Source organism: Streptomyces sp. NPDC043870 (assembly GCF_056435785.1).
In genome coordinates, this window is record NZ_JBWKDT010000001.1 from 158,318 (window position 1) to 183,460 (window position 25,143).

Below are 25,143 nucleotides of genomic sequence, written 5' to 3' on the forward strand. Positions count from 1 at the left end.
CAAGGGCCAATGGGGAGCCCGTGGCTCGTTTTCAGGATCCCGGGCGGTCCGCGAGCGCCGCGGGAGGCTCGTCGTCCATCTCGAACGCGAGGGGGAACGGGGCGTGTCCGGCGAGCCGGAACCACCGCACCTTACGGTGCCGCCGCAGCGCCCTCGCGGCGCGTACGGCGTCGTTGTGGAACCGCCGCGCCATGGGTACGCGCCGCACCGCCGCCGCCAGCTCCCCGGCGGCGTCCTCGCCGCCCGGGGCCTCCCGGACCGCGTCCACCTGTGCCTGCTCCGCGAAGACCGCCCTCAGTGCCTGGCTCAGCTCGCTCTCGGCGACTTCGCGCTGCTCCTCCTCGGCCTGGCGCGCCGCGTGCGCGGCCTCGTACAGGACGATCGACGCGGCCGGATCCAGCACGCCGGACGTCGCGAGCTCCTGCGTGACCGATGCCCTCCGCACCAGCTGGGCGTCCAGCGCGGCGCGGGCGGCGTCGATCCGCGCGTGCAGCCGGTCGAGCCGTCCGGCGGTCCAGCTGAGGTACAGCCCGATGGCGATGAGCCCGACGAGTGTCCAGATCAAGGTTGCGGTCACGGGCGGCAAGGCTACCGGTGCCTTGACCTCCGGGGTCTGTGCCCCCCGGCCCCGTGCGGGGGAGGCTCTGCGGGCCGGGGGCCCGCGCCCGGCTGGCCGCGCCGGCAGGTGCGTTTCCCCCACCCCGCCCCTTCCCGGAACTGGGGGCTTCGCCCCCAGCCCCCTCCGGGGGAAGGGTTCACGGGGGCTGACGCCCCCGACCCCCCCGCGGCAGCTCCGCGCCGCACGAACACCCGGCCCAGGCCACGGCTGGCACACGCGACGGGACCGCCCAGCCCCCTCCGGGGAGCCTCAGTCCCGCGCGAGTCCGAAGCGCGCGCGCAACCCCGGACGTTCGTCCGCCGCGACCGACGCCGCGCCGTCCGTCACCGTCTCGTAGACCGCGAGAATGTCCGCGCCCACCGTCGACCAGTCGAAGCGCCGGACGTGCGCGCTGCCCCGGTCACGGAGTTCCGCGCGGCGCTCCGGGGAGCCCAGCAGCCGGAGCGCCGCCTCGGCCAGCGCGTCCGCGTCCTCGTTGGCGAAGAGTTCGCCCGCCGCGCCCTGGTCCAGGACCTGGGCGAACGCGTCGAGGTCGGACGCGAGGACCGGCGCGCCCGCCGACAGCGCCTCGACGAGGATGATCCCGAAGCTCTCGCCGCCCGTGTTGGGCGCGACGTACACATCGACGCTGCGCAGCAGCCGCGCCTTGTCCTCGTCGCTGACCATCCCGAGGAACTCCACCCGCGAGCGCATCTCCTCGGGGAGGGAGGCGACCGCCTCCTCCTCGTCGCCACGGCCCGCCACCAGCAGCCGCGTCGCCGGCCGCTCGGCGAAGATCTTCGGAAGGGCCTTCATCAGCACCGGCAGACCCTTGCGCGGCTCGTCGATCCGGCCGATGAACCCGAGCGTGTCTCCCTGCCACTCCGCCTTCGGCTCGGCCCTGGCGAAGAAGTCGACGTCCACCCCGTTCGGGATCACGACCGCGTCACCGCCCAGGTGCTCCACGAGCGTCCGGCGCGCGTACTCGCTCACCGCGATCCGCGCGCTGATCTTCTCCAGCGCAGGCTGCAGGATCGGGTACGCCGCGATCATCGCCCGCGAGCGCGGATTCGACGTGTGGAACGTGGCAACGATCGGCCCCTGCGCCGCCCAGCAGGACAGCAGCCCCAGCGACGGCGAGGCCGGCTCATGGATGTGGATCACGTCGAACGTGCCGTCGTGCAGCCAGCGCCGCACCCGCGCCGCGGACAGGAAGCCGAAGTTGAGCCGGGCGACCGAGCCGTTGTACGGCACGGGCACGGCCCGTCCCGCCGAGACGACGTACGGCGGCAGCGGCGTGTCGTCGTCCGCAGGGGCGAGGACGGACACCTCGTGCCCGAGCCGGATCAGATGGTCCGCGAGGTCCCTGATGTGGAACTGGACACCACCGGGCACATCCCACGAGTAGGGGCAGACGATGCCGATCCTCACGTCTGCCGCTCCCCCGGGTGTTCCAGGTCGGCGAGCCACAGCCGCTGCAGCATGTGCCAGTCCTCCGGGTGGTCGGCGATTCCCGTGGCGAAGGCATCTGCCAGCGCCTGTGTCATCACAGACGTCTTTTCGGCCCGCGTACCTGTCTCGGGTACGTCGAGGGGCGCGTGGATGCGGCCCTTCATGACCGAGGTCTCGTCGTACCAGAGGGTCACGGGGAGCAGCGGGGCGCCGGTCTGCAGGGCGAGCAGCGCGGGCCCCGCGGGCATCCGGGCCGTCTCGCCGAAGAACTTCACCTCGACGCCCGAGGCGGACAGGTCGCGGTCGGCGACCAGGCAGACCATGCCCCCGTCACGCAGCCGCCGGGCGAGCGTGCCGAAGGCGGAGCCGCCGGTGTGCGGCAGGACCTCCATGCCCAGCGACTCGCGGTAGGCGACGAACCGGTCGTAGAGGGTCTCCGGCTTGAGCCGCTCGGCGACCGTGGTGAACGGGAAGCCCAGGGCACGGGTGACCCAGATCCCCGCGACGTCCCAGTTGGCGAGGTGCGGAAGGGCGAGGACGACGCCCTTGCCGGCGGCCATCGCGTCGGTCAGATGGTGGACGCCGGTGGGGTCGAAGCTGGTCTTGGCCCGCTCCTGGCTCCAGGCCGGCAGGCGGAAGGACTCCATCCAGTACCGCATGTAGGAGCGCATACCGGCCTTCGACAGCTCGGCGAGCCGCTCCGGTCCCGCGTCGGGGACCACCCGGGCCAGATTGGCCTCGAGACGCAGCACGCCCTTGCCGCGCCGCTTCCACGCGGTGTCGGCGATCTTGCGGCCCAGCGCGGCGGCCACCGGCTCCGGGAGCTTTTTGACCGTCCCCCAGCCCAGTCCGTACAGCGCGTCGGTCAGCCGCTCCTTGGCAGCGCTCATGCCCCACTCCCCTGCGAGGTCCCGTGCGGAGAGGTCCCGGCGTCCGCTTCCGCCGCCTCCCGGCGTACCGTCACCACCCGCTGCCCCAGCGTCACCAGCGAGCCCACCGCCACGATCCACAGCGCGATCGGCAGCAGGATCTCGATGCCGGGTACGCCGAATCCGTGCAGCCCGGCGAGCCCCGCCGCGACCAGCGAGATCACCAGCCGTTCCGCCCGCTCCACCAGCCCGTTCACCGCGACCGGCAGTCCGATCGACTCGCCGCGCGCCTTCGTGTACGAGACGACCTGACCGCTCGCCAGACAGAAGATGGCGACCGCACACAGCACATTGTCGTCGCCCTTGCCCGCGTACCACAGCGCGAATCCGCCGAAGATGGCACTGTCGGCGACCCGGTCCAGGGTCGAGTCGAGGAAGGCGCCCCAGCGGCTGGAGGTCCCGGCCTGGCGCGCCATGTTCCCGTCGACGAGGTCAGAGAAGACGAACAGGGTAATGACGATGGTCCCCCAGAAGAACTCTCCGCGCGGGAAGAAGACCAGTGCGCCCGCCACGACTCCGGCCGTGCCGACGAGCGTGACGGCGTCGGGAGTCACTCCGCGGCGGAGCAGAAACGCGGCGAACGGTGTGAGGACACGCGTGAAAAACGCACGCGCGTACTTGTTCAGCATGGCCTTCCCGAGGGGTCGGTGGGCCGCGCGGCCCCAACGGCCACCGGCTGGCCCATCGTAGCCAGGCACGTTCCACGCCAGCGGCCTGGCCCGGTCGCGTACGACGTATGGACGCACCGTGACGGGAGTGGAAAGCTCGAAAGACAACCGCGGGCATCGCCGGAGCCCCCCGGACTCCGGCCGGGGGTACCCCCCATCGCGGCTCCCCCGGTCCGCGCCCTCACCTCACCGTGCAAGCAGTCGGGAGGAACGAATCATGGGCGACAAGGCGAACGCACAGCCCGGAGCCGCCGGCAGGGCGACGACGGCCGACCGGCCGACATCCGTTCGGAATGTGGTGCTGGTCGGCCACAGTGGATCGGGCAAGACGACGCTGGTCGAGGCTCTCGCGCTGGCCACTGGAGCACTCAACCGGGCGGGCCGGGTCGAGGACGGCGGCACGGTCTCCGACTACGACGAGATCGAGCACCGCCAGCAACGTTCCGTACAGCTCAGCCTCGTACCGGTGGAATGGGGCGGGTACAAGATCAATCTGCTGGACACCCCCGGATACGCCGACTTCGTCGGGGAACTCAGGGCCGGTCTGCGAGCCGCGGACGCGGCCCTTTTCGTTGTGTCGGCCGCCCAGGAGGCCGACGCCGTCGCGAGTTCGACGCGCATGGTGTGGGAGGAGTGCGCCGCGGTCGGGATGCCCCGGGCGATCGTGGTCACCCACCTGGAGACGGCGCGCACCGGCTACGAGGAGCTCACCCGGGTCTGCGGGCAGATCTTCGGCGGCGACGATCCCGACGCCGTACTGCCGCTCTATCTGCCCCTGAACGGTCCCGAGGGGGCGGACGGACACGCCCCGGTCACCGGACTGATCGGGCTCCTGTCGCAGAAGCTGTTCGACTACTCGTCCGGAGAGCGTACGGAGACGCCTCCCGGCCCCGACCAGCTGCCGCTCATCGAGGAGGCACGCAACCGGCTCATCGAGGGGATCATCGCGGAGAGCGAGGACGAGACCCTCATGGACCGCTATCTCGGCGGTGAGGAGATCGACGTCAAGACGCTCATCGACGACCTGGAGAAGGCCGTCGCGCGGGGCGTCTTCCATCCCGTGCTCGCCGCGGCACCCCCCTCCGACGGCGGGAAGCAGGGCCTCGGCACGGTCGAGCTGCTGGAGCTGATCACCGGCGGGTTCCCGACCCCGCTGGAGCGGGAGGCCCCGGTGGTCACCACCCCGGCGGGCAAGGCGGGCCCGAAGATCAGCTGCGATCCGGCAGGGCCGCTGGTCGCCGAGGTGGTCAGGACCGCCTCCGACCCGTATGTCGGACGCCTGTCGCTGGTCCGGGTCTTCTCGGGCACGCTGCGCCCGGACGAGACGGTGCATGTGTCCGGCCACGGCCTCGAGGACCGCGGGCATGAGGACCATGACGTCGACGAGCGCGTCGGCGCGCTGTCCCAGCCGTTCGGCAAGCAGCAGCGCACGGTCGGCCACTGCATCGCGGGCGATCTCGCGTGCGTCGCGAAACTGTCGCGGGCCGAGACCGGGGACACCCTCTCCGCGAAGGACGATCCGCTGCTGATGGAGCCGTGGGCGATGCCGGACCCGCTGCTGCCGCTGGCCATCCAGGCGCACAGCAAGGCGGACGAGGACCGGCTCTCGCAGGGTCTGGCACGGCTGGTCGCCGAGGATCCGACGATGCGGCTCGAACAGAACAAGGACACGCACCAGGTCGTGCTGTGGTGCCTGGGCGAGGCCCATATGGACGTGGCCCTGGAGCGGCTGCGCACCCGCTACGGGGTCCAGGTCGATGTGGTCCCCCACAAGGTGTCGCTGCGGGAGACGTTCGGCGAGCGGTCGGCCGGGCGCGGCCGGCATGTGAAGCAGTCCGGCGGCCACGGGCAGTACGCGATCTGCGAGATCGAGGTCGAACCGCTGCCGCCCGGCTCCGGTGTCGAGTTCGTCGACAAGGTCGTGGGCGGCGCGGTGCCCCGGCAGTTCATCCCGTCCGTGGAGAAGGGGATCCGCGCGCAGGCGGCCCGTGGTGTGGCGGCCGGCTATCCGCTGGTCGACGTCCGGGTGACGTTGCTGGACGGCAAGGCACACTCCGTGGACTCGTCCGACGCCGCGTTCCAGACCGCGGGCGCGCTGGCGCTGCGCGAGGCGGCGGCCGAGGTACGGATCCACCTGCTGGAGCCGGTGGCCGAGGTGCAGGTCATGGTGCCCGACGAGTACGTCGGTCCGGTGATGAGCGATCTGTCGGGGCGGCGCGGCCGTGTGGTCGGCACCGAACAGGCGGGGCCCGGCCGGACACTGGTACGGGCCGAGGTGCCGGAGATCGAGATCGGACGGTACGCGGTGGATCTGCGGTCCATCTCGCACGGCACGGGCCGCTTCGACCGCTCGTACGCGCGGCATGAGGCGATGCCTCCGCAGCTCGCGGACAAGATCCGTGAACAGGCGGAATCCGGCACCTAGGCCCCGTCCGGGCGATCTTCGAGGAACAGGCCGCGGCGTCAGATGCGGTGCATCGCAAGGCGGTGGGGGCACCTCCCAGCGGTAGCTGGGGGAGATCGCCCTCGTACTGGACGTACTTGGGCGACTCCGACAACGCAGCGAGGTGCCGTAGCTGTCGTCGCGGCCCCGACAAGATCGCCCGGACAGGGCCTAGTCGGGAGTGCGGCCCCCGGCACCGCCCGGTGTCGCCCCGGTGCCGCCCGCCGTGTTCCCTTGCGGCGGGCGGCACTTCGGGGCGTGGCCCTCTCCCGGGTGAGCATTTCAGGTGGTGCTGACGGGTGGGCCGGTGCCCGGTTACGCTGGGGTGCCCAGCTCAGAAGGTGTGCGGGGCGCGGTAGTTGGGAACAGGCCGCAGTGCGGACGGTGGCGGCGATGGGGGCGGCAGTGGCGGACCAGGCATTCGATTTCTCTCCCGGGGCGCAGGTCCCGCTGCAGGGCTCGGCCGGCCAGACGGCCGCGACCCACGCCCTCGCGTCCGCCGCGTACCGTGACACCCCGGTCGACGAGATACTCAAGGCCAACAACGAGTGGCACGAGTCGACGGTGAAGAAGGGCAAGTTCTCGCTCTTCGAGCCGAATCTGGGCGAGGCCTTCTCGCGGGCCGTGCAGGTGCGGATGCTGGGCGGGGCCCGTAAGCCGCTCATCCAGTCGTTCGGCACCGAGCCGCAGGCGGTGGTGGAGCACGCGCTCGCGGCGACCAGGATCCGCAAGGAGCGGGATGCACGGCTGACCGCGGTCATGGTGCTGTTCGGGTTGCTGTTCCTGCCCGGACTGCTGCTGTGGATGGGTATCTTCCAGCTGCGGCGGACGATCGCGGGGGCGCAGGACAAGCGCGCGGGCGCGCTCGGCACGGCGCTGCTGGTCGCCGTCGCCGGCCTGGCGGTGATCTTTCTGATCCGGCTGCCGTTCACCGGCCTCTGGGCGTACTACCTGCGCGGGATGATCGTCGCCCCGGTCATCGGCTGGCTGCTGGCGAAGCGGATCTGCGAGTCCACCGCGAAGGACATGCGGGAGCGCTGGGAGAGTCTGCTCACCGGGGGCGCCATCGGAGCCAAGGTTCCCGAGGCCGTCCCCGGCAATCCGAACGAGACGGCCGCCGAGCAGCTGCGCCAGGCCCTGGAGAAGCTCACGGCCGAGCAGCAGTCGAATTCGGTCTTCTACGCCGGCCCCAAGGGAATACTCGGCATGGGCACCCGCTGGGGCAGCTGGCAGCTCGCCGAGGAGCTGGTGGCCAAGGAGCCGGGCAAGGAGTTCCACCAGTTCCGCAGCTGGGACGTCATCAAGGTCATTCACGACCAGCTGACGCTGCTGCAGCGCGGCCCGCTGCATACGGGGGGCTTCCCCAAGCCGTCCGTGAAGCACTGGATCGTGGTGCCGGTCGGGGAGGGCGCGAAGGAGGTCGCCCGGCCCGAGGGCCAGGACGTGGACACGTTCCAGGTGAAGCGCCACGAGATACAGCGGATCTGCGACCACCAGCAGTTCGGCAGCGGGAACCGCCACTATCTGGGCGTGCAGTTCACCCTGTGGGACGGCCAGCTGGTGATCACCATGATGATCACGGTGACGGTGCTGTACGAGACGCTGCGCATCGAGGTGACCGGCCACGCGCTCGGCCCGGTCCACTCCCTGTTCACCACCAAGCCGACGCCCAAGACGGTCGAGGTGGCGAAGACCGTGCGGTTCTGGGAGACCGTCGAGCGGCATCTACCGCTGGTGGAGACGCGCGAGGTGGTGCGGCTCGCGGTCCGGGCGCCCTTCACCTGGTATCCGCCGCTGCTCGACTTCCTCGGCGGGAAGCTGGTGCTCCCCGAGCCGTTCGGGCTGCGGCACGCCTGGGCGGAGCAGCCCTGGCGGCACCGTTTCATGGCGGACGACGCGATGCGCGCGGCGACGCCGGTGCTGCGGGTGACGCACGCGGCCGCGATGAAGGTGCTGGAGGAGAACGGTGTGAACACCGAGCGCTTCAGCAACCGGTCCATGATCGTCAGCGGTCTGGTGCAGGACGCGTCGCCGCGCAAGGCAGACGCCTACGACGCGTAGGGCTGTCCGGTGGATCAGGCCCGGACCCTTGCCCAGGGCCGCAGGAGGTGCGCCGCGGGCTGTGTCGTACGGCGGCGTTACGCCGGCGGCCAGGCGTCCGCGAGCATCTTCCGGGTGTCGGCGAGGAGTTGGGGCAGCACCTTGGTGTGGCCGACGACCGGCATGAAGTTGGTGTCGCCGCCCCAGCGCGGCACGACGTGCTGGTGCAGATGGGCCGCGATGCCGGCCCCGGCGACGGTGCCCTGGTTCATGCCGATGTTGAAGCCGTGCGCCCCGGAGGCCGTCCGCAGCGCCGTCATCGCCCGCTTGGTGAACGCGGCGAGTTCGGCGGTCTCCGGCTCGTCGAGGTCCGTGTAGTCGGCGACGTGCCGGTAGGGCACCACCATCAGATGCCCGCCGTTGTACGGGTACAGGTTGAGCACGGCGTACACGCTGTCGCCGCGTGCTATGACGAGTCCGTCCTCGTCGGACTTGGCGGGGATGGAGCAGAAGGGACAGCCGTCTTCGGCCCCGGGCCCGGTCGGCTTGTTCTCGCCCTGGATGTAGGCCATCCGATGGGGCGTCCACAGGCGCTGGAAGGCGTCCTGGATGCCGACTCCGATCTGCTGCTCCGGCTCACTCGTCATGTGGTGCAGCATATGACTTCGCCCGTCCGGAGCGTGTCGCCGGGGCGGACCTGGTCGGCTCCCGTAGATCCTGGGCCGATGGAGGCCGAAGCAGACACCCCGCTGCAGCGATGGGAGCAGCGCACCGAGCTGCCCCTGTTCTGGTGCTCCCTGCTGTTCCTGGCCGGGTACTCGGTACGGGTGCTGGCCACCGGCGTGGACGTGATCTGGCGGAACCTCGCGCTCGCACTGATGCTGCTGATGTGGCTCGTCTTCGCCGCCGACTACGCGATGCGCCTGCGCCTGAGCGGTCAGCGACTGCACCGGTTCCTTCGGGCGCACTGGCTGGACACCCTGGTCCTCGCCCTGCCGCTGCTGCGCCCCCTGCGCCTGGTCAAGGTGTACACGGCGGTGCAGCGGCGGCGGGACCGCGCTCGGCTGAGCCTGTACGCACGGGTGATCGCGTACGCCGGGGTGACGGCGATCCTGCTGGGCTACTCCGGCGCTCTCACCGTCTACCAGGCGGAGCGCTCGGCGCCGGGGGCGACGATCCGTACCTTCGGGGATTCCCTGTGGTGGGCGAGCGCGACGCTGACCACGGTCGGGTACGGGGACGTGACGCCGGTGACCAGGACGGGGCGGATCATCGCGGTGGGGATGATGATGTGCGGGCTGGCCCTGCTCGGCGCCGTGACCGGTTCGTTCTCGTCCTGGCTGGTGCAGGTCTTCACGCGGGAGGACGAGAAGGGGCCCCCGGAGGAATGACGTCCTCCGGGGGCCCCTTCCTGAAGCCCGCTTCCTGAAGCCCGCTTCCCTGCTCAGATCTCGGCGCGCTCCTCGACAACCTTCGCGATCTTGGCGATGGCCTCGTCGACCGGAATGCCGTTCTCCTGGGAACCGTCGCGGTAACGGAAGGACACCGCGCCGTTCTCCATGTCCTCGTCGCCCGCGATGACCATGAAGGGCACCTTCTGCTTCTGGGCGTTGCGGATCTTCTTCTGCATACGGTCCGAGGAGGCGTCCACCTCGACGCGCAGCCCCTGCTTCCTCGCCTTGGCGGCGAACTCCTGCAGATACGGGACGTGAGCGTCGCCGATCGGGATGCCCAGCGCCTGGACGGGCGCCAGCCACGCCGGGAAGGCACCCGCGTAGTGCTCGAGCAGCACCGCGAAGAAGCGCTCGATGGAGCCGAACAGCGCACGGTGGATCATGACCGGGCGGTGCTTGGTGCCGTCGGGGCCGGTGTACTCCAGGTTGAAGCGCTCCGGCAGGTTGAAGTCGAGCTGGACCGTGGACATCTGCCAGGTACGGCCGATCGCGTCCTTCGCCTGGACGGAGATCTTCGGGCCGTAGAAGGCCGCGCCGCCCGGGTCGGGGGTGAGCGGGAGGCCCTGCTTCTCGGCCACCTGCCGCAGCGCCTCGGTGGCCTCCTCCCAGACCTCGTCGGAGCCGACGAACTTCTCCGGGTCCTTGGTGGACAGCTCCAGGTAGAAGTCGGTCAGACCGTAGTCGCGCAGCAGGTCGAGGACGAAGGTGAGCGTGGTGTCCAGCTCCTCCGCCATCTGCTCCTTGGTGCAGTAGATGTGCGCGTCGTCCTGGGTGAAGCCGCGGGCCCGGGTGAGGCCGTGCACGACGCCCGACTTCTCGTACCGGTACACGGTGCCGAACTCGAAGAGGCGCAGCGGCAGTTCACGGTAGGAACGCCCGCGCGAGTCGAAGATCAGGTTGTGCATCGGGCAGTTCATGGGCTTGAGGTAGTAGTCCACGCCCTCGTCGAGCTGCATGGGCGGGTACATGCCCTCGGCGTACCAGTCCAGGTGGCCCGACTTCTCGAACAGCTTGCCCTTGGTCGCGTGCGGCGAGTACACGAACTCGTAGCCGTGCTCCTCGTGGCGCTTGCGCGAGTAGTCCTCCATGACCCGGCGGATGACGCCGCCCTTGGGGTGGAAGACCGCGAGACCGGAGCCGACCTCGTCCGGGAAGGAGAACAGGTCCAGCTCGTTGCCCAGCTTGCGGTGGTCGCGCTTCTCGGCCTCGGCGAGGAAGTCCAGGTGGGCCTTCAGCTCTTCCTTGGACGGCCAGGCGGTGCCGTAGATGCGCTGCAGCATCGGGTTCTTCTCGCTGCCGCGCCAGTACGCCGCCGCGTTGCGCATGAGCTTGAACGCCGGGATGTTGCGGGTGGTGGGCAGGTGGGGACCGCGGCAGAGGTCCTTCCAGCACAGCTCGCCGGTCTTGGCGTCCAGGTTGTCGTAGATGGTCAGCTCGCCGCCGCCCACCTCGACATTCGCGCCGTCGTCGGTCGACGCGGAGCCCTTGATCCCGATGAGCTCCAGCTTGTACGGCTCGTCGGCGAGCTCCTCGCGGGCGGCCTCGTCGGTGACGACGCGCCGCGAGAAGCGCTGGCCGCGCTTCTGGATCTCCTGCATCTTCTTCTCGATGGCCTTGAGATCCTCGGGGGTGAACGGCTTCGCGACGTCGAAGTCGTAGTAGAAGCCGTCACGGACCGGCGGGCCGATGCCGAGCTTGGCCTCCGGGAACAGCTCCTGCACGGCCTGCGCCATGACATGCGCGGTGGAGTGCCGCAGGATGTTGAGGCCGTCCTCGGACGAGATCTCGACGGGCTCGACGGCCTCGCCGTCCTTCACCTGGTACGCGAGGTCCTTCAGGTCCCCCGCGATCCGCGCGGCGATCACGGTGCGCTCGCCGGCGAAGAGCTCGGCTGCCGTGGTGCCCGTGGTCACCACTCGCTCTTCCCGCTCGGAATCGCGTTGGATGATCACACGGACGTCTGACACCGGTCTCTCCTGTCTGAGGGGGAGCACGCACGGACACATCGCGCATGCATTACGCCATGCTACCGAGCCGTGCAGGCCGCTCGCGAAACGGTTTCCCCGGGGGCGAGCCGCTGCAACGCCCCGTCCCCCGCGCCTCGATCTCCCCTACTCCCCTGCGCACTGCGGGCACAGGGGACCTCCAGCCCGGATCATTCCTGGCTCTTCCGGCGCTCGAGGCCGGGCACACCGGCCCACCCGGCGGCGCCGGCGCGCTGCGAAACCCGCCCGAAGGGCGTCCGGGGCCCGGGGCGGAGCCCCAGGAGCCCCGTCAGTCGTCAGTCGTCGCCGCCGCACGCTTCTTCGAAGAAGTCGAGGTTCTCGTGGAGCGCCTTCATCAGCCGGTCCCGCTCCGCCTCGTCCACCTGCACCGGCACCACACCCGTCGCGTCGGTGAGCCGGCGGAAGCCGCCGCGGCTCTCCAGCCGGCCGATGACCCGGATGGGGAGCCCGACTAGATGGGCGTGTCCGGCGATGCGGTACGACTCCTCGTCGAGGACGGCCCGTACATGCGGTACCTCCGCGCCCGCGAGCACCCGCAGCCGTACGGTCCCCTCGCCGCGCGGGCCGGAGCGCCGCATCCGTACCACCGCGCCGGTGACCCGGACGGGTACGGACGGCTCGTCGCGCAGATACCGGGCGCCGGCCGCGCGCAGCGCGGGCAGATCGCCCGGCGAGAACTCGATGGGCTCCGGTCGCGCCGCGCAGCCTTCGGGCACCCCGGCCGCGGGTGACCAGGCCAGGGCGATCCGCGCCCCCTCGGCGCCGCGCACCAGTGCGACGACCGCCTCCGTCAGCTCGCGGCTGACCCCGGCCTCGACCGCGGTGTCGAAGGCCTCCATCCCGCCGGTCGCGCGCTGGTAGTCGACGGCTTCGCGGGTGGCGTGCAGCGCTTGGTGGAGGCGTACGACGACGGAGCGGCCGGGCTCCACAGGAACGAAGGCGGTGAGCCCGCGGCCGCCGGGCGCCGGCCCGACGAGCACACCCTCCAGTGCCGCCTGCGCCTGCCGGCGGTGGCGCGCCCCGTAGTACCCGGCCCGGCCGCGGGCGGCGAGCGCGCCGGCGAGCAGCAGTTGCCGGGCCGCGGACCTCAGCTGTTCCTGGACGGTCCAGGCCACCGCGCCCGAGGGACCCTGTGGTACGTCGCGCCACCAGCGGATCTCGTCGCTGGGGACGGCGAGGCCGACGAGCACCTCGCGGGCGGAGGGCGCGGCGGAGCGGGCGAGGGCCGTGAGCGCCTCACCCAGCAGGTCCTCGCAGTCGGGGAAGGCCCGGCTCTCCGGAACGAGCAGGCTCGTGCTCCCGGAGGCCGGACCGGGCGGGGTCCATCGGGCGTACCGTCCCGCCGCGCCGCCGCGCCGCCGCCAGCCGTGCCGGTCGAGCAGCGCGCCCAGCACGAGGGGGTCGACATGCGCGGGGTCGGGCCCCTCGCTGCCGTACCAGGGCGCGGGCACGTCGTCCGGCAGTGGGAGCGGCAGCGGATGCGGATGCGGCAGCGGGTGGGAGCCGGAGTGCGGCTGTACGGGTTCGTCGATCGGGCGGTGCATCACGGTCTGCCTCCCACCCCGACCCGGGTCATGATCTCGCAGAGCGCCCGGTCGTCGAAGATGCGCGCGGTCGGGATCCGCACGGTGGTCCTGCGCCGGCCCGTCACCGGGTGGCCGGCCAGGTTGGTCCAGTAGCAGCAGTGCCGCAGATCGAGCCGGTCGTGGCTGGCGCGCAGCCATTCCTCGCGGGTCCTCGGCACGATCATGACGACGAGGATCTTGTGGACCGACACGGGTGTGCGGGCCAGCTTCACCAGGTGTTCGTTGTCGAGCGTGAAGGAGAACGACCGCCCGGGTGGGTGCGGCGGGATCTGGTAGGTGGCCTTCAACTGCACCTTGATGGTCACTTCGTCGTCGACGGTGTGTCCGGGGGCGCTGTGGCTGACGTGCCAGTCGATCCCGTTGTCAGGGAAGGGCTGGGACAGCGAGCAGCCGGCTGCTGCCGCGACGGCGTGCAGATACCCCACCTGCAGGGTCTCCATGCAGGCGGTGGTGGCGAGTGCCCCGCGCAGCGGTACGGTCCGCTCGGGCAGCGCACCCGGTTCGGGCTGCGCGAGCGCCATGGCTCCGTCTGCCTTCCGGGCTGTGCCGATCGATTTCCCCGATGTGCTCGGTTCGCCTCCGGGGCGCTCACGCGTCTGCCGACGGTCGATCGTGCTCGACTGCGCGTTCCTCGCAGTCTCCCTTCCGACGCCCGCGTGCCCCTTCGGCTCACACGACGGGCCGTCAACCTCACGTCCCGTCATCTGTGTTGTCACCCGCTTGCGTACTGCGCAAACAGGCCGGGTATCACCGATTCGGGCAGGGGGATCACGCCATCTGCCACGCATGGGCGAGGAGTTCGGGGATGACGCGATGGTATGAGGGGCCCCTGGCCGCATTTGACACCGAGACAACAGGAGTGGACGTCGAGGAGGACCGCATCGTCTCCGCGGCGCTCGTCGTCCAGGATTCGGCGGGAGGACGTGCGCGCGTTACCGGCTGGCTGGTCAATCCGGGCATACCGGTGCCCGAGGAGGCCACGGCCGTGCACGGTCTCACGGACGAGCATCTGCAGCGCAACGGCCGGTGGCCGGCTCCGGTGATGGAGGAGATAGGCCGGGCGCTGGCCGAGCAGTGCGCGGCGGGCAGGCCTCTCGTGGTGATGAACGCGCCGTTCGATCTGACGCTGCTCGACCGCGAGTTGCGCCGCCATCGGGCCTCGTCGCTCTCGCACTATCTGGAGCATGTGCCGATGTGCGTCCTGGACCCGCGGGTCCTCGACAAGCATCTGGACCGTTACCGCAAGGGCCGGCGCACGCTCACGGATCTGTGCGCGCAGTACGGGGTCGAGCTGGACGGGGCGCATGACGCGGCGGCCGACGCGACCGCCGCGCTGGAGGTCGTACGGGCGGTGGGGCGGCGTTTCGCCGCACGCCTGGAGCGGCTCTCCCCGGCGGAGCTGCACACGCTGCAGGCGGTGTGGCACGCGGCGCAGGCGCGCGGTCTGCAGGCGTGGTTCGCGCGGAACGGTTCGGACGAGTCGGTCGATCCGGCGTGGCCGCTGCGTCCGGAGCTTCCGGCTCAGGCCGCCTAGGCCCTGTCCGGGCGATCTTCGAGGAACAGGCCGCGGCGTCAGATGCGGTGCATCGCAAGGCGGAGGATCGCCCTCGTACTGGACGTACTTGGGCGACTCCGACAACGCAGCGAGGTGCCGCAGCTGTCGTCGCGGCCCCGACAAGATCGCCCGGACAGGGCCTAGGTGTATTGCTCTGTCCGGGCCTGAGCCAGAAGCGGGCAAGCCCGGGCGCCCCGCGGTGGCGGGGCACCCGGGCAGGGCAGTGGTTCAGCCGGTGAATCCGGCGGTGATGGACGTGAACTGCCAGTTGTTCTGGCTGATTCCGGAGCAGTTGCTGGTCACTCCGCCGCCGGGGCAGGGCCGGTCGCGGTTGACCGACCAGAAGGCCAGCCGTGCGATGTGGTGGGAGTTGGCCCAGTCCTTGATCTGGGTCCAGATCGCCGGGCTGGTCAGCTCCTGCTGGTCGCTGAGGCCGTTCATGCCCGAGATGCCGATATGGGCGTAGGCGGTGGTGTCGTCCCAGCCGAAGGTGCTCCTGAGCTTGGCCTTGAGCCCCTCGGTGGCGTTCACGGTGTTGCCGTACATGTCGGCGCCGCCGCCGAAGTCGAACGGCATGATCGTGAAGACGTCGATGTTCGCCTGGAGTGCGTTGGACCGCTCGATGAGCCGGTTCCCCCACCATGTCGGGCCGGTGGTGGAGGTGCCGAAGGTGATGATGGTCTTCAGGCCCGGGTTGTTCTGCTTGACGATCTTCAGGGCGTTGAGGATGCGGTCCTGGACGACCTCGTTCTCGAACTCGTCGGTGTTCTCGATGTCGACGTCGATGGCCTTCAGTCCGTACGCGTTGATCACCTGCTGGTAGGCACCGGCGAGCGCCTCGGGGGTGGAGCAGTTGGGGCCGAGCTTGTTGCCGCTCCAGCCGCCGATGGACGGGACGATGTCGCCGCCCGCGGCGCGGATCGCGTTGATGGTGGACTGGTCGGTGCCGCCGGTGAGCGGCCGGTTGCCGTCCCAGGCGGGGTTGCAGCCGCCGGAGGACAGGATGAAGGCCATGGTGAACCATTTGACGCCGGTGGCGCTCATCACGGATGTGGCGCTCGGCGGATCGCCCCAGCCGAGGTACAGGTAGGGCGCGGCCTGCTTGAAGCCACCGCCGCCACCACCGCCCGGATCGGTGGTCACGCTGACCGCGGACGAGGCCGGTGAGACGTTGCCGGCCGCGTCGCGGGCGCGGACGGTGAAGCTGTACGAGGTGTTCGCCGCGAGGCCGGAGACGGTGGCACTGGTGCCGGTCACCGTGGTCGCGAGGGTGGAGCCTCGGTAGACGTCGTAGCCGGTGACGCCGACGTTGTCGGTGGAGGCGTTCCACGCGAGCGAGACGCTGGAGGACGACTTGCCGGTGGAGCGCAGATTGCCGGGCGTGGTGGGCGCCTGGGTGTCGCCACCGCCTCCGCCGCCGGGTCCGTCGAGGCTGATGTCATCGGCGTTGTAGGTGCCCTGGCCGTACCAGCCGTGGACGTAGATCTCGGCGGTGGTCTGCGAGGCGCCGGTGGTGAAGCCGACGGTGAGCTGGGTGTACGAGGTGGCTGACGGGGTCCAGGTGGACGCGCCGCCGGTGACGCCGAGGTACACGTAGTTGCCGCGCACCCAGCCGGAGAGCGAGTACGCGGTGTTGGGCTGGACCTGGACGGTCTGGGTGCACTTGGCGTTGTCACTGGTGCTCGCCGCTCCGGCGAGTGCTTTCGTGCCGCTGCGCACGGGGCTGCTGACGACCGAGCCGAGTCCGCCGGTGCAGGACCAGCCGGACAGGGATCCGGTCTCGAAACCGGGGTTGCCGATCAGATTCGCGGCTTGGGCGGTGCTGGGCAGGGCGATTGCGGCGGCCGCGGCCAGCAACGCCGCGCTGAGGCCCGCCAGCAGGCGGTGTCGGGAACGCACGTGACCTCCCGGTGAGGGGTGGGGACGGTTCGGCGGACCTGTCGCGGCGCCACGATTGGTCTGGACCTGTGTGGCGGATTGAAGCGAATCGACGTGTCCCCGTCAAGGCCCGGAGCGCGGCGGCAACTCGCGCCGCGCGCAACAGCTCTGACGGCCGGCCAGGAAGAGGCGCAAACCCCTGTCGGTTGGCCTACGCCTTTTCGGGGGCCGGAGCGGCGCCCCGCCGGAAGTCCTGCGACGACACCCCGTCCACCGGCGAAGGACTCCCGTCACGGCAGGGAAAACGCAGAAGGCCGGTCCGTCTGCTGACGGACCGGCCTCTCCCGGTGGGCGATACTGGGTTCGAACCAGTGACCTCTTCGGTGTGAACGAAGCGCTCTCCCACTGAGCTAATCGCCCGGGAACGCACTGAACCATACAGGTACCGGCGGGTTTCCTTCAAACTCCATTCAGAGCCCCGCCAGATACGCCGTGAGTCCGCGCCGCCCGCCGCGCATCATCAGCGCGTGATTGGCCAGGAAGACCGGACGCCCGGGCACCGCGAGGCGCCGCATCAGCGGACGGCGCACCTCCACCTCCTGGTCGTAGCGGGCACTGGTGCCGCCGTCGGCGCGCGCCGCCAGGGTCCAGCGGGCCCAGCCGGCCAGGTCACCGGTCAGCTCCACCTCCAGCACCAGCGAGTCCGGGTCGCGACGTCGCTCCCGGGCGGTGACGACGAGGTCGTAGGGGAGGACGGAGCGGAAGCGGGCGATGCCGCTGCCGTCGTCGAGCGGGGTGACCTCGCGGACCTGCGGCCACCAGCGGGGGTACTCCTCCGCCTGCTCCAGCACCGTGAACACGACGGCGGGCGGGGCGGGCAGCTCCCAGAGACTGCGGAATCGGTAGTGGCACCAGTCCATGCTCCGAGTCTGCGCGCGCACCGAGGTACTCACACACGATCTGAGTAGCCGCACCGATATCGGCGGAGTGTGTGCCGGCCCACACTCCTCGCCATGGACAACGCACTGCCAGCCGCCGAGGAACTCCGGCTCCTCGACCGCGAGCTGGCTCAACTCGACGCCCGGCGGGCCCAGTTGCTCGCCCGCCGGGCCTGGCTGGTGCAGACGCTGCAGGCCCTGCGACCGATGGCCGCGGGTCCCGCGGCCCCTGCGGGTGCGCCCGGTCCCGGCGGTACGGGGTGGCCCTCGGGCCCCCTCCCCGAGACCTCGCCGCCGAGCGCACAGAACGTGCTGCTGACCCTCGGCGGGATCCTGCTCGCCATCGCCGCGATCGCCTTCACCCTGGTCAGCTGGGGTCACATGGGCATCGGTGGCCGTGCGCTGGTACTGGGCGCGGTGACCCTGGCGGCCCTCGGGACACCGGTCCCGGTGTTGCGCAGGGGGCTCACCTCGACCGCGGAGTCGGTCGCGGCGCTCGGGCTCGTCCTCCTGATCCTCGACGCGTACGCCCTGCGCCGCGCGGCCCTCCCGGACAGCGACGCCATGGCGTACGCGGCAGCCGCCTCGGGCGCGCTCGCCGCGCTGTGGGCGGCGTACGGGACGGCACTCGGCGCACTGCGGCTCCCGCTGCCGGCGGCCGTGTTGGCCGCCCAACTCCCCCTGCCGCTCTGGGCACTGGCGACGGGCGGGAGTCTCCGGCCGACCGCGTGGGCGATGCTGGCCACCGCGGCGCTCGACATCGCGATCGCGCTCGCCGCGAAGCCGCCGGCCGTCCGGGCGATCGCCGTCATCGGCGCCGTCGTGACCGGCGGCTGGTCGCTGCTGGCCGGTGCCTGGCTGTCGGTGTCGGCGCACACTCCGTCCCTGGCTCTTGAGCCGGCCCTGCTGCTGCTCGCGGCGGCGTCCCTGGCTCTGTGGGCCGCATGGCATGCGCCGTCGTCCGCGGTGGCGACGGCCACGGTGGCGGGTCTCGCCGTGGTGGCCGCCCTCGGCGGCGTACTCCGTACGACGGTGCCGGGCGACTGGGCGGTGCCCGGGTACCTGCTGTGCGCGGTCGCGCTGCTCGCGCTCGTACGGACACGGGTGCCGCGCGGCGCCCGGGCCGGTCTCGCGATCGCCGCGGGCGTGATCCACGCGGCCTCGGCGGCCTGGGCGCTGCCGCCCGTGGTGCTCACCCTGCTGCGCCCCGCGGCCGGAGCCGACGACGTCTGGTCGGGCGCCCCGGAGCTGAGCCTTCCGCTGCCGGGCGCGGTCACCGCCCCGGTGGTCCTGGCCGCCGTGGCCACGGTCCTGTGGGCGGCGCCCCGCCTGCTCCCGGTCCTCGCCGAGCGCCGCACCACCACGGACTGCCTGGCGCTCGCCGTGGCCTGCTGCGCCGCGGTGGCCGCGCCGACGGCCCTGTCCCTGTCCTTCACGGCGACGGTGACGGCCCAGCTCCTGACGGTGACGGCGGCGCTTGCCGCGACGGTCCGCCCGGCCCTCGCTGCTCTTTCCCCGACGGCTTCCGATGCGGCGCGGACGGCTTCGGAGGGCGCGCCCGCCGGCGTGCCACAGGCCTCCGCAGCCGGCACGCCACAGGCCGAAGCCGACGGGGCGCGCAGCGCTCTCGCCGTCACCGCCCTCGTCTGCGCACTGGCCTCAGGAGTGAGCGCGGCGCTGCTGGGGCTGGCCACCCGGCCCGCGACCTTCGTGACGCTCGGTGTGCTGGTGGCTGTGAGCATCGCGGCCGCGTCGGCTGCGCGTGGCACGGTGCAGGCGGTTCTCGCATGCGCTGCGGTGGTCTACGCGACGGGGCTCGTGGCGGCGGTCGCGGCGGCCGCCGGACTCCCCGCGCACCGGGTCGGGCTCGTGCTGCTCGCCGTACCGGTCGCTGCCGCTCTTCTCGGCGCGCGCCTCGGCCGCCACTCCGTCGCACTACCGGTCGAGCTGACCGGGGCCGTCGCGGGGCTGGTCGCCGTCGGACTGGCGGTGCCGCACGCGCCCACCCTCGCGCTGGTGCTCGGCCTCGCCGGCGTCATCGCGGCGGGCACGGCGGTGCGGGCCGAGCGGCGCCCCGCCGCCGGGTACGCCGCCGCGGTGCTGTTCGTCGCGGCCGCCTGGGTACGGCTCGCGGCCTGGGAAGTGTCGGCGCCCGAGGCGTACGCCCTCCCGGTGACCGTCCCGGCGCTCGCCGCCGGTGTGCTGCGGCGCCGCCGGGACCCGGAGGCCTCGTCGTGGACGGCGTACGGTCCCGGTCTCGCCGCGACCTTGCTGCCGAGCCTCCTCGCGGCCTGGAGCGACGCGCACTGGCTGCGCCCGCTGCTCCTCGGCCTGGCCGCGCTCGCCGTGACCCTGGCCGGTGCCAGGCAGCGGCTGCAGGCCCTGCTGGTCCTGGGCGGACTGACCCTGACGCTCGACGCGCTGCACGAGCTCGCCCCGTACGTCGTCCAGGTCGTCGACGCGCTCCCCCGCTGGCTCCCGCCCGCCCTCGCCGGACTGCTGCTGCTGGCCGTCGGCGCCACCTACGAGCAGCGGCTGCGCGATGCCCGGCGACTGCGGGACGTCATGGGCCGGATGCGCTGACCCGCCCCGCCTGTCGCGTACACGCCGAAGGCCCCGGAGACTCTCGGTCTCCGGGGCCTTCGGTCCGGGTGGTGGGCGATACTGGGTTCGAACCAGTGACCTCTTCGGTGTGAACGAAGCGCTCTCCCACTGAGCTAATCGCCCGGGCGCACCGCAAACATTACCGCATGTCAGCGGTGCTCCTTGACCACCGGGACGCGGCCCTGGGTCACTCGTCGATCTTCCAGGGCATCACGATCCCGAACTTCCAGACGTAGATCCCGACCAGCACCGCGATGATCACCAGACCGATCGTCGTGAGGATGATGTTGCGCCGGCGCACCCGGGGGTCGAGTGCCCGCTGCGCCGCCTCGGTCACTTTCCGTTTCGTCCAGCGCAGTACGAGCTGCGCCCAGACGAATTCGGTGGCCCAGATCGCCATACCACCGAAGATCACCAGCCAGCCGGGGCCGGGCAGCGGCAGCATGATCACACCCGCCACCACCACGGCGAGGCCGACGATGAAAACGCCCACCTGCCAGCTCAGATGAAGCGTCCGGCGCGCCTTCACGAACTCGGGCGCCCGCGAGCCGAGGGGCGGCTCTGCCGGCGCGGTCACATCCCCCGTGGCGGGCACAGCGGCCGCCGGGGCGGCGACCCTTTCCCGCTCGTCACTCTCCGCATTCATGAGCCCCAACGTACCCGACGAAAGCAGGCTCCGGAATGACCGCACGGTCGTACTTGGGACTCCTCCGTACGGGGTACCTGAAGGATCACAAAACAGACAGAGGGGTTTACAACGGCACCGTAGGTGGCATGTCGATTTCGCCGACGTGCGAATCCCCGAGCGCACACTGAGCGAAAGGCCCTGGCGCTTATGAACACCACGGTCAGCTGCGAGCTGCACCTGCGCCTCGTTGTATCGAGCGAGTCCTCACTGCCTGTACCCGCGGGCCTGCGGTATGACACGGCCGATCCCTACGCCGTGCACGCCACCTTCCACACCGGAGCCGAGGAGACGGTCGAATGGGTGTTCGCCCGCGATCTTCTCGCCGAGGGGCTGCACCGGCCCACCGGCACCGGCGACGTCAGAGTCTGGCCGTCCCGCAGTCATGGCCAGGGCGTCGTCTGCATCGCTCTGAGCTCTCCGGAGGGCGAAGCCCTGCTCGAGGCCCCGGCCCGCGCCCTGGAGTCGTTCCTGAAGCGGACCGACGCCGCGGTGCCGCCCGGCACCGAGCACCGACATTTCGATCTCGATACGGAGCTCTCGCACATCCTGGCGGAAAGCTGAACCACGCCGAGAGCTGCTCGACGCCGTCCAACTCGGGGAGACGGCACCGCACGGACAACCACATAAGGCACGCTCCGGCGCCGTCGTCACGGAATCCACCGCGATGACGGCGCCGTCGCGTTTCCGGGCGACCGGCTAGAGTCAGCGCAATTCGGCGGGCGCCCCGCCCGCAGCAGGCCAGGGAGCGAATCGTGCTGATCCCCCACGACACCCGCATCGCCCTCGACACCGTCGTCGATCTGGTGAACACCGCACCCGAGCACGACGCGGGCGACGAACTCAAGGACGTCTCGTCGCTGTACTCGTTCGTACGGAGCCACAGTGTCAGTGACGTGGGTGAGCTGGGTGAACATGACCTGAACGCCGTACGGGAGGTACGCGGCCGGTTCACCGAGGTGTTCTCGGCGCCGGACGCCCGTACCGCGGCCGAGCTGATCAACCAGCTGGTGGCCGCCGCGGGCACCACCCCGCAGCTGACCGACCATGACGGCTACGACTGGCATGTCCACTACTTCGCGCCCGGCGCCTCGGTCGCCGAGCACCTCGCGGCCGACTGCGGTATGGCACTCGCCTTCATCCTCGTGGCGGGCGAGCAGGAGCGGCTGCGCCGGTGCGAGGCACCGGACTGCGGCCGCGCCTTCGTCGATCTGTCCCGCAATCGCTCGCGGCGCTACTGCGACAGCCGCACCTGCGGCAACCGCCTGCACGTCGCCGCCTACCGGGCACGCCGCAAGGAAGCGGCCGGCTGAGGGTCACATCGCTCACAGGAGGCTCACAGCAGGAACAGATCGTGGACCGCGGCCATGAGCAGAAGACAGCCGATCACCCCGAGGAAGATCATCAGGGGCGGCTGGGAGAGCGCGAAGAGGCAACCTCGCGGCTCGTCGGCGGGGGCGGGGGCGGGGGCCTGGCCCCGGGAGGTATCCAGCATCTCGGGGTGATGATGACGCAGCGCGCGTCGCGATGATCGACCAACACGCCTCGATGGTGCGGGAGTTCATCACATTCCGTGGATGTCGACGGAGTACGGCCGCGCGCCGCACGGCGCGCGGTGTACCGATGCCGTCAGATGCCGTGCTTCTTGAGGATCGCCTCGATGTCGCTGAAGTCCTCGCCCTGATCGGCGGCGCTCGGCTTTCCCTTCGGCCGGGCGGCCGGACGTGAGCCAGGGCCGACGGCGGGTGCCGACGCCGAGGGGGCGACCGCGCCAGGGCGGGCGCTGTCCCTGGCGGCCTTGCCGACGCTTCGCCGCTCCACGGCCCGGGAGGTCATGAAGAGCAGCCAGGAGACCCCGAGCACTCCCACGCCCGCCCATGCCGCCGGGCTGAAGGCGGTGGCGGCGGCCCACTCGACGACTCCGGTCAGCACCAGCCCCAGCGGGATCAGCGCATACGCGGCGATACGGGTCGCGGTCAGGAAGCGCTTCCGGTACGCCGCGACCGCGGCGATGCCCAGCCCCGCCGCGGACACCGCGGAACAAATGGTCTCGGCAAGCATCCGGTCCTCCAGGGCGAGCGAAGCGAATGGATACGTCCCTTCCATCCTGCACCGGACGACGGCGCACGAGCCACGGTCCGGCCGCACCTCAGGGAGATCTCCGGGGTGCCTCTCCTCCCCAGGTCCCAGCAGGTCCGGGTTGGGGCGTACGCGGCGGGGCTGGAAGACTGGCCCCATGAGCGACTCCTCCCCCGCCGGCCCCGTTGTCCTGGACGTCTGGTGCGAGCTGCAGTGCCCCGACTGCCGCGCCGCCCTCACCGATCTGCGTTCCCTGCGCGACCGCTACGGCGACCGGCTGGAGCTGCGGCTGCGCCACTTCCCGCTGGAGAAGCACAAGCACTCCTTCGCCGCGGCGCAGGCCGCGGAGGAGGCCACGGTCCAGGGGCAGGGCTGGGCGTACGTGGAGTCCGTGCTCGGGCGGGTCGAGGAGCTGGACCGCGGGGGCGAGCCGTTCCTGCTGGAGGCCGCGCGTGAACTCGGCCTGGACGCGGAGGAGTTCGACACGGCTCTGATCGACGGCCGGCACATCCTGATCGTCGACGCCGACCAGGCGGAGGGCAAGGCCATCGGCGTCACCGGCACCCCGACGTACGTCATCGGCGGCGAGCGCCTCGACGGCGGCAAGAGCCAGGAGGGGCTGCGCGAACGGATCGAGGAGATCGCGGACCGGCTCCTCGCGGAGCAGCCGGGCGCCTGAGGCCTGTCCGGCGGATCAGGCCCAGTAACAAGATCCACCGGACAGGGCCCGGGCCGGGCTGACGGAGGCCCAGGGCCTGCCCGGCGGCTTGCTGGGCAGGCCTAGGTGTATTGCCCTGGAGCGTTGTTCACACGGCTGATCGGTGGCTGGCCGCCGAGTGCGGTGTGGCAGCGGTGGTGGTTGTAGGTGTGCAGGAAGTCTGCCAGGGCTGCGGTGCGTTCGGTGTTGCTGGTGTAGGGCCGCAGGTAGGCCCATTCGTCGAGCAGGGTCCGGTTGAAGCGTTCGACCTTGCCGTTGGTCTGCGGCCGGTAGGCGCGGGTGAGCTTGCCGGCCGCGCCGAGGTCGGCCAGGGCCTGTTGCCAGGCGAAGCTCTTGCGGTACGGCCAGGCGTTGTCGGTCAGTACCCGCTCGATGCGGTCCGGTAGCGGTCGGCCCATCCCTGGGCGGTGGTGGGCGAGACCTGGAAGCGTTCGGCGGCCCGGCGCAGGGGCCAGCCGTCGTCGACGACGCAGCGGGCCAGGCGCAGTCGTCCGGTCTCGGTCAGGGGTGCATTACGGTGAGGCACGAGGGCCTTTCTGGTCGCCGGTGCAGATGTCGCAATCCACACCTGGCCAGAAGGCCCTCACCCATTTCAAGATCCCTCAGCCGAGACCTGCCTCACCCGTCCACAACCTCCCCGGACAGAACACCTAGAGCACCTGTTTGAAGAAGTTGATGTGGGTCGTCCGGTAGCCGAGCGACTCGTAAAGACCGGTCGCCGCGGTGTTGCCCGCGAAGACCTGGAGTGCGAGCAGCGACACCCCGGCCGCCCGCGCGATCCGCTCGGCGTGCACCATCAGCGCCCGCCCGTACCCCCGGCCGCGATACTCCTCGGCCACCTCGACGTCGTACACGTACGCGCCCGTCTCCCCCGGGCGTACCTCGCGCTCGGCCAGCCAGATGTGGCCCACCACCACGCCGCCCGCGACCAGTGCGTGCAGCCACGAGCCCCGCGTGGCGAGGCCCTCGGGGAGCTGTTCGCGGTGGACGGCCTCCGACCTGACCCGGGCCCGGTCCTCGGACATACCACGGGCGATCAGGCTCTGTGCGTATCTCTCGACCGCACCGGTCCGCCACCGAAGGAACTCGGCCTCGCTCAAGGGGCGGCCTTCGACGCCCGCGGGCAGCGCGGGGGGCTCGGGCGGCAGCTCCTTGAGCATGACGCGGCCGCGCTCGCCGTAGCCCAGTGCGGTGGTCAGGCGCAGCGCGGTGGAGGCCGCCACGGGGACCGACGTCTCGATCCGCGTACAGCCCCAGCCGCGCAGCACCTCCTCGGCCGCGAGCGCCGCGACCGTACCTCTTCCGCGCCGCCGGTCGCCCTCGTCGATCCACAGCCATCGCAGGACACCCGTCGAGGGGCCGGCGGCGGGATCCGTGGCCACCTCGACGACGCCGACTGGCCGGCCGTTCACACAGACGTCGTAGGTACGTGAGGTGACGCCGTCCGCGCCGCGCTGAAGCGGCCCGGTCGGCCGCAGGGTCGTGGTCATCAGGGGTGTTCTACCTGTCC

The 25,143-nt window shown here is 71.3% G+C and carries 23 protein-coding genes, 2 tRNA genes and 1 pseudogene; 8 read left to right on the forward strand and 18 right to left on the reverse strand.

What is annotated here, in order from left to right; translation table 11 throughout:
- Positions 1-31 precede the first annotated feature (31 nt).
- The 4 genes from AC0699_RS00695 to pgsA all read right to left on the reverse strand — a co-directional run bounded on the left by AC0699_RS00695 (position 32) and on the right by pgsA (position 3,608).
- Complete coding sequence (locus AC0699_RS00695; protein ID WP_478653962.1) at positions 32-577, reverse strand: LemA family protein; 546 nt, start codon at positions 575-577, stop codon at positions 32-34.
- Between the two features lie 291 nt (positions 578-868).
- A complete protein-coding gene (locus AC0699_RS00700; RefSeq protein ID WP_478653964.1) occupies positions 869-2,029 on the reverse strand; it encodes a glycosyltransferase family 4 protein in 1,161 nt (386 codons plus the stop codon).
- The gene (locus AC0699_RS00705; RefSeq protein ID WP_478653966.1) at positions 2,026-2,940 is read right to left on the reverse strand and encodes a phosphatidylinositol mannoside acyltransferase; all 915 of its coding nucleotides are present in this window, start codon (positions 2,938-2,940) and stop codon (positions 2,026-2,028) included. Before AC0699_RS00705 ends, AC0699_RS00700 begins: the two co-directional genes overlap by 4 nt.
- Positions 2,937-3,608, reverse strand: coding sequence for a phosphatidylinositol phosphate synthase (gene pgsA / locus AC0699_RS00710; protein WP_478653968.1), 672 nt, complete (start codon positions 3,606-3,608; stop codon positions 2,937-2,939). The genes AC0699_RS00705 and pgsA overlap by 4 nt, the downstream gene beginning before the upstream one ends.
- A 256-nt stretch (positions 3,609-3,864) precedes the next feature.
- Between pgsA and AC0699_RS00715 the strand changes: the two genes are divergently transcribed.
- A complete protein-coding gene (locus AC0699_RS00715; protein WP_478653970.1) occupies positions 3,865-6,072 on the forward strand; it encodes an elongation factor G-like protein EF-G2 in 2,208 nt (735 codons plus the stop codon).
- Positions 6,073-6,495: 423 nt separating this feature from the next.
- Positions 6,496-8,151: a hypothetical protein gene (locus AC0699_RS00720; protein ID WP_478654591.1), complete on the forward strand. Its 1,656-nt coding sequence runs from the start codon at positions 6,496-6,498 to the stop codon at positions 8,149-8,151.
- Between the two features lie 77 nt (positions 8,152-8,228).
- Here the strand turns inward: AC0699_RS00720 and AC0699_RS00725 are convergent, their stop codons facing one another.
- Positions 8,229-8,789 carry an HIT family protein gene (locus AC0699_RS00725; protein WP_453668752.1) on the reverse strand — a complete coding sequence of 187 codons (561 nt, stop codon included), beginning with the start codon at positions 8,787-8,789 and terminating at the stop codon, positions 8,229-8,231.
- A gap of 66 nt (positions 8,790-8,855) precedes the next feature.
- Here AC0699_RS00725 and AC0699_RS00730 point away from each other — a divergent pair, with 66 nt between their 5' ends.
- Positions 8,856-9,521 (forward strand): potassium channel family protein, encoded by a 666-nt coding sequence (locus AC0699_RS00730; protein ID WP_478653972.1) that lies wholly within the window; start codon positions 8,856-8,858, stop codon positions 9,519-9,521.
- Between the two features lie 53 nt (positions 9,522-9,574).
- Here AC0699_RS00730 and thrS read toward each other — a convergent pair whose 3' ends face one another.
- From thrS to AC0699_RS00745, 3 genes are all read right to left on the reverse strand, one after another.
- Positions 9,575-11,551, reverse strand: a complete 1,977-nt coding sequence (thrS, locus tag AC0699_RS00735; RefSeq protein ID WP_478653974.1) for a threonine--tRNA ligase — start codon at positions 11,549-11,551, stop codon at positions 9,575-9,577.
- 314 nt (positions 11,552-11,865) lie between these two features.
- Positions 11,866-13,134: a hypothetical protein gene (locus AC0699_RS00740; protein ID WP_478654594.1), complete on the reverse strand. Its 1,269-nt coding sequence runs from the start codon at positions 13,132-13,134 to the stop codon at positions 11,866-11,868.
- A complete protein-coding gene (locus tag AC0699_RS00745; RefSeq protein WP_478653977.1) occupies positions 13,134-13,697 on the reverse strand; it encodes a DUF4365 domain-containing protein in 564 nt (187 codons plus the stop codon). Before AC0699_RS00745 ends, AC0699_RS00740 begins: the two co-directional genes overlap by 1 nt.
- A 284-nt stretch (positions 13,698-13,981) precedes the next feature.
- On the opposite strand from AC0699_RS00745, the gene AC0699_RS00750 reads away from it, so the two are divergent.
- Positions 13,982-14,710: an exonuclease domain-containing protein gene (locus AC0699_RS00750; RefSeq protein WP_478653979.1), complete on the forward strand. Its 729-nt coding sequence runs from the start codon at positions 13,982-13,984 to the stop codon at positions 14,708-14,710.
- Between the two features lie 249 nt (positions 14,711-14,959).
- Here AC0699_RS00750 and AC0699_RS00755 read toward each other — a convergent pair whose 3' ends face one another.
- From AC0699_RS00755 to AC0699_RS00765, 3 genes are all read right to left on the reverse strand, one after another.
- Positions 14,960-16,630, reverse strand: coding sequence for a carbohydrate binding domain-containing protein (locus AC0699_RS00755; protein WP_478653981.1), 1,671 nt, complete (start codon positions 16,628-16,630; stop codon positions 14,960-14,962).
- Between the two features lie 327 nt (positions 16,631-16,957).
- Positions 16,958-17,029: transfer RNA gene (locus tag AC0699_RS00760), tRNA-Val, on the reverse strand.
- 50 nt (positions 17,030-17,079) lie between these two features.
- Entirely contained in the window at positions 17,080-17,529 is a 450-nt protein-coding gene (locus AC0699_RS00765; RefSeq protein WP_478653984.1) for an SRPBCC family protein, read from the reverse strand.
- A 93-nt stretch (positions 17,530-17,622) separates the two neighbouring features.
- Between AC0699_RS00765 and AC0699_RS00770 the strand changes: the two genes are divergently transcribed.
- Complete coding sequence (locus tag AC0699_RS00770) at positions 17,623-20,130, forward strand: SCO7613 C-terminal domain-containing membrane protein (RefSeq protein WP_478653987.1); 2,508 nt, start codon at positions 17,623-17,625, stop codon at positions 20,128-20,130.
- 69 nt (positions 20,131-20,199) lie between these two features.
- Here AC0699_RS00770 and AC0699_RS00775 read toward each other — a convergent pair.
- Both AC0699_RS00775 and AC0699_RS00780 read right to left on the reverse strand, forming a co-directional pair.
- Positions 20,200-20,274: transfer RNA gene (locus tag AC0699_RS00775), tRNA-Val, on the reverse strand.
- 64 nt (positions 20,275-20,338) lie between these two features.
- Positions 20,339-20,797 (reverse strand): TIGR02611 family protein, encoded by a 459-nt coding sequence (locus AC0699_RS00780; RefSeq protein ID WP_478653989.1) that lies wholly within the window; start codon positions 20,795-20,797, stop codon positions 20,339-20,341.
- A gap of 189 nt (positions 20,798-20,986) precedes the next feature.
- On the opposite strand from AC0699_RS00780, the gene AC0699_RS00785 reads away from it, so the two are divergent.
- The gene (locus AC0699_RS00785) at positions 20,987-21,400 is read left to right on the forward strand and encodes an SsgA family sporulation/cell division regulator (RefSeq protein ID WP_003959770.1); all 414 of its coding nucleotides are present in this window, start codon (positions 20,987-20,989) and stop codon (positions 21,398-21,400) included.
- Between the two features lie 191 nt (positions 21,401-21,591).
- A complete protein-coding gene (locus AC0699_RS00790) occupies positions 21,592-22,149 on the forward strand; it encodes a CGNR zinc finger domain-containing protein (RefSeq protein ID WP_478653991.1) in 558 nt (185 codons plus the stop codon).
- 23 nt (positions 22,150-22,172) lie between these two features.
- Here the strand turns inward: AC0699_RS00790 and AC0699_RS00795 are convergent, their stop codons facing one another.
- Both AC0699_RS00795 and AC0699_RS00800 read right to left on the reverse strand, forming a co-directional pair.
- Positions 22,173-22,331 (reverse strand): hypothetical protein, encoded by a 159-nt coding sequence (locus tag AC0699_RS00795; RefSeq protein WP_478653993.1) that lies wholly within the window; start codon positions 22,329-22,331, stop codon positions 22,173-22,175.
- A gap of 134 nt (positions 22,332-22,465) precedes the next feature.
- Positions 22,466-22,942: a hypothetical protein gene (locus AC0699_RS00800; protein WP_478654597.1), complete on the reverse strand. Its 477-nt coding sequence runs from the start codon at positions 22,940-22,942 to the stop codon at positions 22,466-22,468.
- Positions 22,943-23,072: 130 nt separating this feature from the next.
- Between AC0699_RS00800 and AC0699_RS00805 the strand changes: the two genes are divergently transcribed.
- Positions 23,073-23,594: a DsbA family protein gene (locus AC0699_RS00805; RefSeq protein ID WP_478653996.1), complete on the forward strand. Its 522-nt coding sequence runs from the start codon at positions 23,073-23,075 to the stop codon at positions 23,592-23,594.
- Between the two features lie 101 nt (positions 23,595-23,695).
- Here the strand turns inward: AC0699_RS00805 and AC0699_RS00810 are convergent.
- From AC0699_RS00810 to AC0699_RS00820, 3 genes and pseudogenes are all read right to left on the reverse strand, one after another.
- Positions 23,696-24,007 (reverse strand): annotated as a pseudogene (locus AC0699_RS00810) (integrase core domain-containing protein); the annotation flags it as partial.
- On the reverse strand, positions 23,992-24,201 hold the full coding sequence (locus tag AC0699_RS00815) for a helix-turn-helix domain-containing protein (protein WP_478653998.1): 210 nt from the start codon (positions 24,199-24,201) through the stop codon (positions 23,992-23,994). The gene AC0699_RS00815 and the pseudogene AC0699_RS00810, both read right to left, overlap by 16 nt.
- 82 nt (positions 24,202-24,283) lie before the next feature.
- Positions 24,284-25,123, reverse strand: coding sequence for a GNAT family N-acetyltransferase (locus AC0699_RS00820; RefSeq protein WP_478654000.1), 840 nt, complete (start codon positions 25,121-25,123; stop codon positions 24,284-24,286).
- Between the last annotated feature and the right edge of the window lie 20 nt (positions 25,124-25,143).